Raw genomic sequence first — 12,944 nt, 5'->3', positions numbered from 1 at the left:
TCAAGGTCGACTGTTTTTCAGACTCCTTGATACACGCTCAAGACGCATTGATAAGCGCCGCTGAAATGGCCGCCCTACCCTTGCACCGGATCGCTTTTGCAAGGGAACATTTAAATGGCCAAAGTCACCATCTCCAGCGTCATCGACGCGCCGGTCGAAAAGGTCTGGGCGCGCATACGCGACTTCAACGGGCTGCCGGGCTGGCATCCGCGCATGGTGGAAAGCCACATTGAAGACGGCAAGGATGCCACCACGATCGGCTGCGTGCGCAATTTCCAGCTCGCCAGCGGCGCCCGCCTGCGCGAAAAGCTGCTCGACTTCTCCGATCAGAATTTCCTGGTCAGCTACTCCATCCTCGAGACGCCGCAACCGCTGACCAATCACAAGGCGACCCTGCAGCTGCGGCGTGTGACCGATGGCGACCGCACCTACGCCGAATGGACCGCCAGCTTCGACGCCGCGCCCGAGGAGGCAGACAAGCTGGCCGAGGGCATGGGCGCGAATGTCTTTCAGGGCGGCTTCAACGCCCTGAAAAGCCATTTCGCCGGCCAGAGCTGACAGGAGCCAACCATGGCGCTGGCACTGCAGACCTTTGCAACGGTGAAAGACGCGAACGCGGCACTGAAAGCCCAGGGCACACGCTATCTCGGCGGCGGCACGCTGGTCGTCCGCGCGGCCAATGAAGGCGATGTTTCGGTTTCCGGCCTTGTCAGGTCGACCGAGCCGTCTTTGTCCACCATCGCTGTTGCCGGCGGCAAAGTCCGCATCGGCGCTTCGGTGACAATGGCGGCGATCGCCAGTCATCCGGAGCTCGGCACGCTCGCCAAGGCCGCTCGCGCCGTCGGCGGCCCGGCCATCCGCAACATGGCGACCATCGGCGGCAATCTTTTTGCCCCGGCCCCCTATGGCGATTTCGCCGTTGCCCTGCTGGCGCTCGATGCGACGGTCGGCACCGATGACGGGCAAACGCCGATCGAGACTTTTCTGGCCAATCGGGACGGCAGCCGCGCCGTCGTCACTTCCGTAAGCTTCACGCTTCCGAAGGCCGACAGTTTCCGCTTCCTGAAAGTGTCGAGGGTCAAGCCCAAGGGCGTCTCTGTGCTCAGCATAGCCGCTGTTCTGGAACTGTCGTCGGATGGCACCGTGACCTCGGCGCGGATCGCGCTCGGCTGCATGGCGGATCGGCCAATGCGCGCCAGGGCGGCGGAAAAAGCGCTGATCGGCCGAACGCTGACCGCTGACGGCATCGCGCCGGCCTTGGCCGCGGCCGGTGATGGCATCTCGCCCATCACCGACCCGATCGCCAGCGCCTGGTATCGCGCCGAAGTCCTGCCGGTTCATCTCGGCCGGTTGCTGCTCGCATAATATTTCGTTCGGGGGCGCGCGTCTGTCCGCCGGTTCGGGCAGGCGCGCTGGGAGGAAAACATGGCAAAAGTTCCGGTTCAATTCACGCTCAACGGCTCGGAAAAGGCCGAATTCATCGACAGCGGCACAACGCTGCTGCACGCCCTGCGCGACAAGATCGGCGACACCTCGCCGAAAGGCGGCTGCCATCAAGGCACCTGCGGCGCCTGTTCGGTGATCATAGACGGCGAACTCAGGCTCTCCTGCCTGACGCTGGCCGAGACCTGTGATGGCGCCGTCATCAGCACGACTTCAGGGCTTTCGGAAAGCGGCGTGCTGCACCCGCTGCAGCGCGCCTTCCTCGACACCTTCGCCACGCAATGCGGCTTCTGCACGCCGGGCATGATCATGGCGGCCAAGGTGCTGCTCGATCATACGCCCAACCCCAGCCGCGACGAGGTGGTCGAGGCGCTATCGGGCAACATCTGCCGTTGCACCGGCTACGAACCGATCATCAAGGCGGTGCTGACTGCCGCCCGCGCCAATTCGCAGAACGCGGCCTGAGGGGTCCAAAAGAATGGAACTGCGCAAGAACTACTTCGCCGATGTCCGCAAAGATGATCTGCACGAGATCGGCCAACCTCGGCCGCGCTCCGATTCACCCGGCCATGTCACCGGCAAGACCGCCTTTTTCGCCGACCGCAATTTCCCCGGCATGCTGCACCTGAAGATGGTGCGCAGCCCGCATCACCATGCCCGCATCCGCTCGATCGACACCTCGGAAGCGGAAAAGCATCCGGGTGTGGTGAAAATTCTGACCGCCAAGGATGTGCCGCACAATGTCTACACCATCCTGATCCTGATCCAGGTCGGGCCGGAGGACGAGACGGTGCTTGCCGACGGCAAGGTGCGCTGGAAGGGCGAGGCCGTAGTGGCGGTGCTGGCCGAAACCGAGCGTGCCGCGCAAGAGGCCGCAGCCAAGGTCAAGGTCGACTATGAGGTGCTGCCGGCCGTCTTCGATATGGAAGAGGCGCTGAAGCCCGGCGCACCGCTGGTCAACGAATATCACGGCCAGAATTATTATCTCTACGACAGCGGCGAGTGCCGCAAGGTGCGCTTCGGCGACGTCGAGGCGGGCTTCGCCGGCGCCGACCACATATTGGAGGAGAGCTACCAGTCCTCGCCGATCGAACATGCGCCGACCGAGACCACCGGCTGCGTGGTGGCACCCGAGGGCAATGACCGCTTCACCTGCTACACCAACACGCAGGCGATGTTCTTCACGCTCGACAACACCTCGATCATCCTGCAGATGCCGGGCAGCAAACTGCATTTCGTCGGCGGCACCGTCGGCGGCGGTTTTGGCGGCAAGGTCGACGTCATCGTCGAGCCGATCGCAATCCTCGGCGCAAAATTAACAGGACGACCAGTCTGTTTTATCTACAGCCGCGAGGAGGAGATGCAGATCTCGTCGCCACGCGCCGCTGAAAAGGTCGTCATCAAGGACGGTGTCATGAAGGACGGCCGCATCGTCGCGCGCAAGGTCACTGGCTACACCGATGCCGGCGCCTATTCGCGCCACTCGCCCTATGGCGCGCAGAAGGGCGCGGGGCACTATCCCGGCCCCTACACCATCCCGAACGTCTGGATCGACACCTACTGCGTCTACACCAACCGCACGCCCTCCTCCGCCATGCGCGGCTTCGGCGTCACCATCGGCGATTTCGCGCTGGAGGTGCAGATGGACAAGCTGGCGCGGCTGATCGGCATGGACCCGCTCGAATTCCGCTTCATCAACGCCTATCGCGACGGCGACATGAAGGCGCACCGCCAGCCGACCGAGGGCGCGGCGCTGATCGAGTGCATGCAGGAAGCCTCGCGCGCCGCCAACTGGCCGGTGGCGGATAAATACATGGCGATGTCGTCCTACGTGAAGGGAGCTTGAGATGGCGATCAGGCGCGGACGCGGCGTTGCCGCCATCAACTATCCCACAGGCATGAACCTCGGCGGCGACCCGACGCAGGCGCTGGTGCATTCGACGCCGACAGGCAATTTCATGGTGACGCTGTCATCGGTCGATCTCGGCCAGGGCATGAAGCAGATCATGGCGCAGATCTGCGCCGAGACGATCGGCGTGCCGACCGACCGTGTCGTCGTCGACACCGCCGACACCGACACCGGCCCGCACTGCATGGGCACCTTCGCCTCGCGCGGCACGCACCGCGCCGGCAACGCCGTCATCCAGGCGGCAAGGGAAGCCCGCCAGGTGATGCTGGAAGTGGCGGCCGAGGAGTTGGAGGTGAATGCATCCGACCTCGAGACCGACGGCCAGGGCAACATACTGGTCAAGGGCGCGCCGCAAAAGTCGATCTCGATCTTCGATGTCGCGCTGTCGGCGCATTTCAAGCGCGGCCGCTCGATCTCGGGCCGCGGCATGTTCCTGATCCCGCGCTCTTATCCCGAGAAAGAAACCGGCGCGATGAAGCCGTCGACCTGCTACGCGCATGCCTGCACCGTGGCCGAGGTCGAGGTCGACGACGAAACCGGCGAGGTCACCGTACTGACGGTGAAGAACGTCTTCGAGATCGGCCGCGCGCTGAACCCGAAAATGGTCGAACAGCAGCTGGTCGGCGGTTCGTGGATGGGCATTAGCCATGCGCTCTACGAGACGACCGAGCCCTATTATCCCAACCGCGACCATGGCGGCACCGACTTCAACCAGTATCTGATGCCGGGTCCCGGCGACCTCGCCGAGACCGAGATCATCGTGCTGGAGCGGCCATCGGCGGACGGACCATACGGCGCCAAAGGGCCGGGCGAAATGTGCGCCAACCCACAGATCCCGGCGGTCGCCAATGCCGTCTTCGACGCCGTCGGCGTGCGCATCGACACGCTGCCGATCACGCCGGAGCGCATCCTGCGCGCGCTGAAGGCGCAAGCGGCGAACTGAGGGCCGAAATGACCGGGACAAGCGCCGAGACATCAGCGACCTCGCCGGAGGCGGTGGCGCAGCATCTGGCCGCCTCGCGCTATCTGGCCGATGAAAGCCTTTCGACCGCCATCTTCCTGGCAATCCGGCTGGGCAAGCCGCTGCTGCTTGAAGGCGCACCGGGCGTCGGCAAGACCGAGGCGGCCAAAGCGATCGCCGAGCTGCTGGGCCGCGATCTGGTGCGGCTGCAATGTTATGAAGGCATCGACGCCGCGCACGCGCTCTACGAATGGAACTACCAGCGCCAATTGCTTGCCATCCGCCATGCCGGCGAGCATGAGATCGACATCTATGAAGACCGTTTCCTGATCGCCCGGCCGCTGCTGCAGGTGCTGAAGGCGCCGGAACAACGCGTGCTGCTGGTCGACGAGATCGATCGTTCCGACCACGAATTTGAAGCGCTGCTTTTGGAATTCCTGTCCGATTTCCAGATCAGCATTCCCGAGCGCGGCACCATCCGCGCCACGGCGCAGCCGATCGTCATCCTGACCTCGAACCGCACCCGCGAGCTCGCCGAAGCGCTGCGCCGCCGATGCGTCTATCATTGGATCGGCTATCCCGGCGCCGAGCGCGAGGCCGCCATCATCATGCTGCGCGCCGGCAATGTGGCTGAAGCAACGGCGCGCGCCGTGGCGACAGCCGTGCAGACCATTCGCGCCCGGCCGCTGGCCAAGCCGCCCGGCATCGCCGAGGCCGTCGAATGGGCCAACGCGGCGACCATCTTGGAGAAAGGCGGCAGCCCGTGGCCTGAAGCCTTTCGCCGCGCCATCGGCGTGCTGATCAAGGACGAGGAAGACCTTTCCCACATCGCACCGGAGCTTGGCCGGATCGTCGAGGAGGCGCTGGCGTGACGCGGGAGGTCATTTTGCAATGCTGGCGGGAGAGCGCCCCCCTCTGCCCTGCCGGGCATCTCCCCCTCAAGGGGGGAGATCGGATGTCATCCCCGCTTTCGCTAATCGCTCACGTCGCCGAACAGAGCGAAGCGTCGAACCTGCCAATCTCCCCCCTTGAGGGGGAGATGTCCGGCAGGACAGAGGGGGGCGCCACGCAATGATGCGGGAAACAAGCTTGCCTCGCGCCGCTGCGCCCTTCCTCAGCTTCGGCCGCTTGCTGCGCCGCTATGGTTTCGCCATCGCCCCCGAGCAGGTCTCCGGCTTCATGCAGGCGGTGACCCTGCTCGGCCCGCGCTCGATGGCCGACATCCGCGAGGCGGCCCTTGCCACGCTGGCGCCGCCGCCCGACCGCCGCGACGAATTCGAGGCGCATTTCCAGAGCCATTTTTATGGCAATACGTCCGCCGTGGTCGAAGGCGACGCCGACGAGGAAACTCGCATCAAGGATGATGGTGGCGCCGACGACGAACGGCTCGAGGCCGAACAAAGCCAAGAGGGCGGCGACCTCTCTTCGGCCCTGGAGCAGTTGAGTGTCCGCGACTTCCAGCGCGACGATGACAGGCTGACCGCCTTTCGTCGCAAACTCTCGACCGCTTTACCAGCCCGGCGCTCCTTCCGTACGATACGCACCCACTCGCGCGGTAAGCTCGATCTGCGCCGATCGCTCAGGGAAATCGTCAGCGCCGATGGCGACGTGCCCTCGCCGCTGCTGCGCCGCCGCCAGACCGTACCGCGCAAGCTGCTGCTGCTGATCGACGTTTCCGGCTCGATGAAGCTGCACACAGCGGACTATCTCAAGCTGGCACATGCGGCCGTGCAAGGTGCCGACCGCGCCGAGATATTCACCTTCGGCACGCGGCTGACGCGCATCACCACGGCATTGCGCATCCGCGACCGCGACCAGGCGATGGCGCGCGCCGCTGCCCAGGTCGACGACTGGGACGGCGGCACCCGCATGGGACCGACGCTGCTCGCCTTCCTCTCGGTGCCGCGCTTTTCGTCGTTTGCACGCGGTGCCACGGTCGTGATCCTGTCCGACGCGCTGGAGCGCGGCGATCATGGCGAGTTGGAGACAGCCATGCGACGGCTGAGCGCCCGCGCTTTCCGGCTGTCGCTGGCCACACCGCTAGCCGGCGACCCGCGCTTCCGGCCGGCAACGGCTGCACTTCGTGCCATCCTGCCTGACCTGGACGACCTCGTCGATGGCTCGTCGGTGAAAAGCCTCACCGATTTCATCCTGTCGCTCGCCCGCCCTGCTTCAGCGGCGGCGACAATCTGGAAGAGGGTTTCGTGATGCAGAAAGCCATCGACGCGCATTTCCACATCTGGCGCCAAAAGGACCAGCCCTGGCTGGTCGGGCCGATGGTGCCGCGCATCTTCGGTCCCTACGAGCCGATCCGGCGCGACTACCCGATCGAGGAATTTCTCGAGGACCAGAGGGATTCAGGCGTCGAAAAGGCCGTCTATGTCCAGACCAACTGGGCCAAGGAGGATTTCGAGAAGGAAGTCGCCTTCCTGCAGAAGACATCCGACGAAACCGGCTGGCCGCATGCCATTGTCGGCTACACCGACATGACAGTCGAGGATATCAGACCGCAGATCGATCGCTTGATGAAATACAAGCTGCTGCGCGGCGTGCGCATGCAACTGCATTGGCACGAGACCCCGGCCTTCCGCTTCGCCGCCTCCGCCGACCAGGTGATCGACCCCAAGGTGCGCGCCAATGTGGCGCGGCTCAAGGACTATGGCCTCTCCTTCGACCTGCAGCTCTTCCCCGCTCAGATGAAGGACGGCCTGACGCTGGTCGGCGAAAACCCGGAGACGAATTTCATCCTCACCCATGCCGGTATGCTGACCGGCATGGAGCCGGAAACCACCGAAGCCTGGAAGGCAGGCCTGCGCACGCTTGCAGCCGCCCCCAACTTCTACGCCAAGCTCTCCGGCCTCGGCACCTTCGTCCACCGCAACGACCCGGCTCTGATCGCCTATATCGTCGACAATGCGATCGACATATTGGGCGCCGACCATCTGATGTTCGGCTCGAACTTTCCGATCGAGAAGCTTTGGACCAGCCACGCCGAGCTGATCAAGACGCACCGCGATGCGGTGGCCAGGCATGGTGCGGCGGCGGAGGCGGATATTTTCTGGCACACGGCGGAGAAGGTTTACCGGCCGGTGTGACGCTTCACTTAACCTCGAACTGCGGATCGACCGGGATCTGCATCGCCGTCACCAGATGGTTGGTCTGGCCGGCGAGGCCGATGATCGACACCAGCTCGCCATGCTGCGCATCGGTCATGCCTTTGGCGCGGGCCGCCGCCGTGTGCGAGTGGACGCAGTAGGAGCAGCCATTGGCGGTCGAGACAGCAATGTAGATCATCTCCTTGGTCAGCGGATCGATGGCGCTGTCGGCGACCATCACCACCTTCAACTGTTCCCAGATCCGCTTCAGCGCCGGAGGATCATTGGCCAGCCCGCGCCAGAAATTGTTGACGAAATCAGATTTGCGCGTCGCGCGGATGTCGTCGAACACGGCTTTCACGGCGGGGATCTTTTCGACCTCGGCATCGGTCAGGAGTCTTGCTGTGGCCATGGTGTGGTCCTTTCGCTTCGATCGATGAACTGGTTCGTTGAATCAAGTTTCGAGCAAAGGCGGCTAACCGGCTTCTTTGACTCAGTTTTTGGCCCGCAATAGCGTTGGAAATTAGCCGAGGCATCTAAACTTCGTCATCCACGGGCGAAGCAGGCGCGAAGCGCCGTCGCGGAGACCCGAGGATCCATTCCGTTACGTCAGCCGCGGAGTGCAACGGAGCAGAATTCTGCCCGGTCGCGGCGCTTCCGAGTCGCGGCATGGATCCTCGGGTCTGCGCCGCGTCGCTGCGCTCCTTGCTCCGCCCGTGGATGACGAAGAGGTAGAGGCCTTCGCCCAATTACCAACGTATGCGGACCACCGACCACCAGCCAAAAACCTAATGCACGGCCGCGTACATGATCTTCTCCTCCGTGGCCTCGGCCGGCGAAAACTCCTCGACGATGCGGCCCTGGCGGCAGACCAGGATGCGGTCGGACAGGTTCATGATCTCCGGCAGGTAGGACGAGATGACGACGACGGCCAGGCCCTCGTCGGCCAGCCGGTTGATGATCTGATGGATCTCGGCGATCGCGCCGACATCGACGCCGCGCGTCGGCTCGTCGAAGATGACGATGCGCGGCTGCTGCACCAGCCCCTTGCCGATCACCACCTTCTGCTGGTTGCCGCCGGACAGTTCGACGACGCGCGCATTGTCGTTGATCGCCTTGATGTTCAACGTCTTCGTCCATTCGGCTGACAGCGCGCGCATTTCCTGCGCGTTGATCACCCAGGCCTTTTCGCGCCCCGCCGCCAGCAGCCCGCCGAACAGGTTCTCGGCAATGCCCATCGTCTCGAAGATGCCTTCGCTCTTGCGGTCCTCGGTGACATAGACGATGCCGTCGGCCACCGCCTCGCTCGGCACGAGATAGCGCACCGGCCTGTCATCGAGCTCGATGGCGCCGCCGCGCAGAAAGTCCCGCTTGTAGATGCCGGAGACGATCTTGAAGGTTTCGGTGCGGCCGGAGCCAATCAGCCCGAACACACCGGTGATCTGGCCCTCGAAGATCGAGAAGGAATTGTTGCGCACGACATTGCTCATCGAGATGTCCTGCACCGACAGCACCTTCTTGCCCGCCTTGCGCAGCTTCGCTTCGTCGCGCTGCCGGTAGATCTGTCCCGACAGCGTGCGCCCGACCATGGCGGAAACGATCCTGTCGCGGTCGAAAGCGGAGGTGTCGCCGGTGATGACCAGCTCGCCGTCGCGCAGGATGGTGATGCGGTCGGCGATATCGAGCGCCTCTTCCAGCGCGTGGCTGATGAAGACGATCGACACGCCGCTCGCCTTCAGCCGCCGGATCAGCGCGAAGAAGTGCCGCTTTTCTTCCGGCGTCAGCGTCGCCGTCGGCTCGTCGAAGATGATGATCTCGGCATTGTGGTGCACCGCGCGCGCGATCTCGACCATCTGCCGCTTGGCAGCACCCAGCGTCGCCACCATCGCGTTCGGGTCGACGGGAAAGTTCAGCGATTGCAGGAATTGCTGCGCCGAAATATACGTGCCGCGCAGCCGGTTGAGGAACTTTTCGGTGCCGAGATAGAGGTTCTGCGCCACAGTCATCGACGGCACCAGGCTCGTCTCCTGGAACACCATGGCGATGCCGGCTTCAAGCGCTGCATGCGGCGAGGCGTAGGCGATCTCTTGCCCCTTGTGGAACATCTTGCCCGAGGTGGCGTCGACCACACCGGCGATGATCTTGGTCAGCGTCGATTTTCCCGCGCCGTTCTCACCGAGCAGCGCGTGGATTTCGCCTTTGCGCAGGTCGAAGCTGACATTCTTCACCGCGGGCACGCCGCGGTAGTTCTTGGTGACATTCTCCAGACGGACAATCGGTTCCATCAGAAACCTCCCGTGGCGACGGAAAGGATGCAGTCGCCGCCCCTGGAGGCGATGAACAGAAGACCGTCCTTTGCCGTAACGCTGCAGATGCCATGGCGCGTGCCGTTGGCGCGGCTGTGCAGGCTGAATTGCGGCTGCATCTTCTGGTCAAGCCTGACCACCAGCCCGTAGGAGCGGCTCGGCGACCACGGCTTGTGGATGCCCATGGTGCGGATGCCGCCGCATTGCAGCGGCTCGAGGAAGCTGCGGCTGGAGGCCAGCGCTGGCGCGATCCAGTAGGCAGGCGGCACCTGGCTCAGCATGTCCTGACGGTAATGCGTTTCCTGCAGCACGAATTCGATCAGCCGGTTGCGCGGCGCAAACAGGGTCAGCCACGCCCCACCATCGGCGGACGGCGACAGCCGCGCGGGATAGCCGGGCAGATGCGTCAGAACCGTCGAGCGGCTGCCCGTCGCGCCATCGAAACGCACCAACTGATGACGCCAGCTTTCGCTGACTAGCACATCGCTGCCGACTGGATGCAGGCCATAGGGAAAGGCAATCTCGCCGGCGACTTTGCGGAAATCACCGTCCGCGGCGTCTCGCTTCCACAGCGAACCGGAGGCACCCTTCTTCATCAGATCGGCGGCCCATTGCGACGGCGCGTGCTCGGCCGAGCCATTGGCCAGCCACAACGTGCCGTCATCCGCATAGGCAAGTGCGGTGATGCAGCTGAGGTCAGCCGGCAGCGAAACGTCGCTGCCGCCAATCAGCAGCTTTCCGCTTTCCAGCCCGACCGTCAGTTCACCGGATGGCGACAGCGCCAGCGCGGTGACGGCAGACGGAAAAGTCTCGACCACGACAGGTTCCGCTCCAGCCGCAATCGAATGGATGGCGTTGCCGCTGGAGGCCAGCAGCCTGTCACCGGCGACGAGCAGATTGTCCGGTTCCGTCATCTCGGCGAAAGCCGGCGCATCATCCAGCCGCGTATTGGGGCGAAAAGCGCCGTCGAGCGGCGGGATGGTGACCGCCTTGCCGCGAAACAGGCCAAGCACCGGATCGAGGATCATGGCTTCGCCCCCCAATAGGACGCGGGACTGGTCCAGTTCGGGTCGGCGCCTGCGATCTTGTAGCGGCCGATGCGGTTGTTGAGGATGCCGCCGACGAACAGATATCCCTTGTGCTCGCGCATCGAGGTGACCATCGGGTGCGCGCCACCGGTGAGGTCGCCCATCGCCTCGACAATGCCGCCCTTCTCGTTGAACTTGACCACGCCGCCGGTGTTGATGTTGGGGAACAGCCATTCATCCTGCGGCAGCCGGCGCGTCATGCGCTTGCGCATGTCGGGATGGCGCAGCGACAGGTCGAAACTCGGCGTGCGCATGCCGAGCCACGCCATCCAGTAATTGCCATCGGAGGCGCGGTTGATGTTGTCGGGATAGCCCGGCATGTCGCGGATGACGCATTCGGCGGTGCCGGCCTTCGGCCCCTCCAGCCAGTAGCGATGCACGCGGCAGGCCCAGCTTTCGGCGAAGAACAGCGACTTGCCGTCATGCGCCATGCACACACCGTTGGTGTAGCGGTAACCGTCGAGCAGCGTCTTCGTCGAACCATCCTTCGGATCGTAGACCAGCAGCCGGCCGGTGGCGCGGTTCTCGATCGAATCCAGCGCCCAGTCATGTGCGTCGTAACGCTTGGTCGAGTCGGTGAAATAGATGCGCCCGTCGGGTGCGATGTCGCAGTCATTGGGGTCACGCAAACGCGCATCGTCGACGATCGAGGTCCACGAACGCGATGTCTCCGCCGACAGGCGTTTGACCTCCCGATCCGGCGAGACCGAATAGAGCCCCATGGCGCCGACGCAGCTGATCAGATTGCCCGATTTGTCGAAGGCGAGACCGAGCGGGAAGCCGCCTATATGGGCAAACACTTCCGATTTGACATAGTCTGGCGCGAAGAAACGGACGATCTCGCCATGACGCGTGCCGCAATAGAGATTGTCGTCGCGGTCGAGGATGACGTCTTCTGGCCCCTCCAGCTCGCCAAGCCCGATATGGTCGGCGGCGGACAACCGGTTGTCGAGCTCGTAGGGTGTGCCCGAACCAGGTGCGGCCGACTGTGTCTCGCCCATCTTGAGATAGACCGGCGCGACATAAACCTCGTTCAGCACCTTGTGGCGGTTCTTCAGCCAGCGGATGTCGATGGTCACCGCGACCGCCAGCATGATGCCCAGCACCATCTGGTTGGTGCCGGTGCCATAGCCCAGCCGGATCAGCCCGTTGGTCATGGTCAGCACAATGATGGCGCCCATCAGCCCCTTGATCACCGAGCCGCGGCCGCCGCCAAGGCTGACGCCGCCGACCACCGCCGCCGTCAGCGCCATGATCTCGAGGTTGAGGCCCGTGCCCGGCCCTGCCCCGCTCAGCCGGCAAGCGATGAGGAAGCCGCCGATCGAGGCGCAGAAGCCGGAGAAGACATAGGTCATGAACACCGTGCGGCGCACGCGGATGCCGGCATTGTGGGCCGAGCGCCTGGAGCCGCCGACCGCCAGCACGTGCCAGCCCGGCCGTGAACGGGTCAGCGCGATATGGGTGACGATGGCCAGGATGATCGCCAGCCACACCGAGACCGACAGCCCCCAGAAGGTGCCGTCGCCGATGAAATCCAGCACGTCCGAGGTGGCGCCGGAAAGTTGCACATCGGCGGCATAAGTGGTGACCAGGATGTCGAACAGCGCGCGGCCGAAGATGAAGGTGACCAGCGTGGTGAGAAAGGCGCGCAGCCTCAAATAGCCGACCAGATAGCCGTTGATCGCACCGAACAGCAATCCTGTGGCGATCGATGCGGCAAGCGCCAGCCACACGGACTGATCGAGGATGAAGAAGACATAGACCGCGGAAAAACAGGAGAGCGCGAAGATCGAACCGACCGACAGGTCGATGCCGCCGCCCAGCATGACCACCGTCATGCCGGTGACGATCAGCGAGAACTCGCCGAGCTGACGGGTCGAATCCTGCAGCGCCGTCAGCTTGAAGAAGCCCGGGATGAGCGAGCCGAAGGTTGCCAGCGTCGCCACCAGCGCCAGGAACGGAATGGCGTTGTCGGTCCAGCGCTTGGTCAGGATCTCGCCGACGACATGGTCGGGCACGAGATTGTAGCGCCAGGACTGGAGGCGTTCGCGAAAGGACATCAGGTCACTGCTGCAAGAGAAAAGACAAAGAGGTGGCCAGGCAATCCGACCACCTCATCGATATCGATTGAAGAGGCTTGGC

12 protein-coding genes are annotated in these 12,944 nt (G+C 64.0%); 8 read left to right on the top strand and 4 right to left on the bottom strand.

Annotated features, from left to right (window positions below; genetic code table 11):
- Nucleotides 1-114: 114 nt before the first annotated feature.
- The 8 genes from NP945_RS16280 to NP945_RS16245 all read left to right on the top strand — a co-directional run bounded on the left by NP945_RS16280 (nucleotide 115) and on the right by NP945_RS16245 (nucleotide 7,408).
- Nucleotides 115-558, top strand: coding sequence for an SRPBCC family protein (locus NP945_RS16280; RefSeq protein ID WP_127321791.1), 444 nt, complete (start codon nucleotides 115-117; stop codon nucleotides 556-558).
- A gap of 12 nt (nucleotides 559-570) precedes the next feature.
- A complete protein-coding gene (locus NP945_RS16275; RefSeq protein ID WP_127266793.1) occupies nucleotides 571-1,365 on the top strand; it encodes a xanthine dehydrogenase family protein subunit M in 795 nt (264 codons plus the stop codon).
- 60 nt (nucleotides 1,366-1,425) lie between these two features.
- Nucleotides 1,426-1,908: a (2Fe-2S)-binding protein gene (locus NP945_RS16270; RefSeq protein WP_256746926.1), complete on the top strand. Its 483-nt coding sequence runs from the start codon at nucleotides 1,426-1,428 to the stop codon at nucleotides 1,906-1,908.
- Between the two features lie 13 nt (nucleotides 1,909-1,921).
- Nucleotides 1,922-3,289: a xanthine dehydrogenase family protein molybdopterin-binding subunit gene (locus NP945_RS16265; RefSeq protein WP_256746925.1), complete on the top strand. Its 1,368-nt coding sequence runs from the start codon at nucleotides 1,922-1,924 to the stop codon at nucleotides 3,287-3,289.
- 1 nt (nucleotide 3,290) lies between these two features.
- On the top strand, nucleotides 3,291-4,295 hold the full coding sequence (locus NP945_RS16260) for a xanthine dehydrogenase family protein molybdopterin-binding subunit (RefSeq protein ID WP_023756899.1): 1,005 nt from the start codon (nucleotides 3,291-3,293) through the stop codon (nucleotides 4,293-4,295).
- A gap of 8 nt (nucleotides 4,296-4,303) precedes the next feature.
- Complete coding sequence (locus NP945_RS16255; RefSeq protein WP_256746924.1) at nucleotides 4,304-5,185, top strand: MoxR family ATPase; 882 nt, start codon at nucleotides 4,304-4,306, stop codon at nucleotides 5,183-5,185.
- A gap of 199 nt (nucleotides 5,186-5,384) precedes the next feature.
- On the top strand, nucleotides 5,385-6,521 hold the full coding sequence (locus tag NP945_RS16250) for a VWA domain-containing protein (RefSeq protein WP_256746923.1): 1,137 nt from the start codon (nucleotides 5,385-5,387) through the stop codon (nucleotides 6,519-6,521).
- A complete protein-coding gene (locus tag NP945_RS16245) occupies nucleotides 6,521-7,408 on the top strand; it encodes an amidohydrolase (RefSeq protein ID WP_256746922.1) in 888 nt (295 codons plus the stop codon). The genes NP945_RS16250 and NP945_RS16245 overlap by 1 nt, the downstream gene beginning before the upstream one ends.
- A 4-nt stretch (nucleotides 7,409-7,412) precedes the next feature.
- Here the strand turns inward: NP945_RS16245 and NP945_RS16240 are convergent, their stop codons facing one another.
- From NP945_RS16240 to NP945_RS16225, 4 genes are all read right to left on the bottom strand, one after another.
- Nucleotides 7,413-7,820: a carboxymuconolactone decarboxylase family protein gene (locus tag NP945_RS16240; protein WP_127321473.1), complete on the bottom strand. Its 408-nt coding sequence runs from the start codon at nucleotides 7,818-7,820 to the stop codon at nucleotides 7,413-7,415.
- 376 nt (nucleotides 7,821-8,196) lie between these two features.
- A complete protein-coding gene (locus NP945_RS16235) occupies nucleotides 8,197-9,693 on the bottom strand; it encodes a sugar ABC transporter ATP-binding protein (protein WP_256746921.1) in 1,497 nt (498 codons plus the stop codon).
- Nucleotides 9,693-10,742 carry a hypothetical protein gene (locus tag NP945_RS16230; protein WP_256746920.1) on the bottom strand — a complete coding sequence of 350 codons (1,050 nt, stop codon included), beginning with the start codon at nucleotides 10,740-10,742 and terminating at the stop codon, nucleotides 9,693-9,695. The genes NP945_RS16235 and NP945_RS16230 overlap by 1 nt, the downstream gene beginning before the upstream one ends.
- The gene (locus tag NP945_RS16225) at nucleotides 10,739-12,862 is read right to left on the bottom strand and encodes an SMP-30/gluconolactonase/LRE family protein (protein ID WP_256746919.1); all 2,124 of its coding nucleotides are present in this window, start codon (nucleotides 12,860-12,862) and stop codon (nucleotides 10,739-10,741) included. Before NP945_RS16225 ends, NP945_RS16230 begins: the two co-directional genes overlap by 4 nt.
- Nucleotides 12,863-12,944 lie beyond the last annotated feature (82 nt).

Source organism: Mesorhizobium sp. LMG17149 (genome assembly GCF_024518695.1).
Taxonomy (GTDB): Bacteria; Pseudomonadota; Alphaproteobacteria; order Rhizobiales; family Rhizobiaceae; genus Mesorhizobium.
Note: the sequence above shows the minus strand (reverse complement) of the source record. Positions and strands in the feature narration are given on the sequence as shown.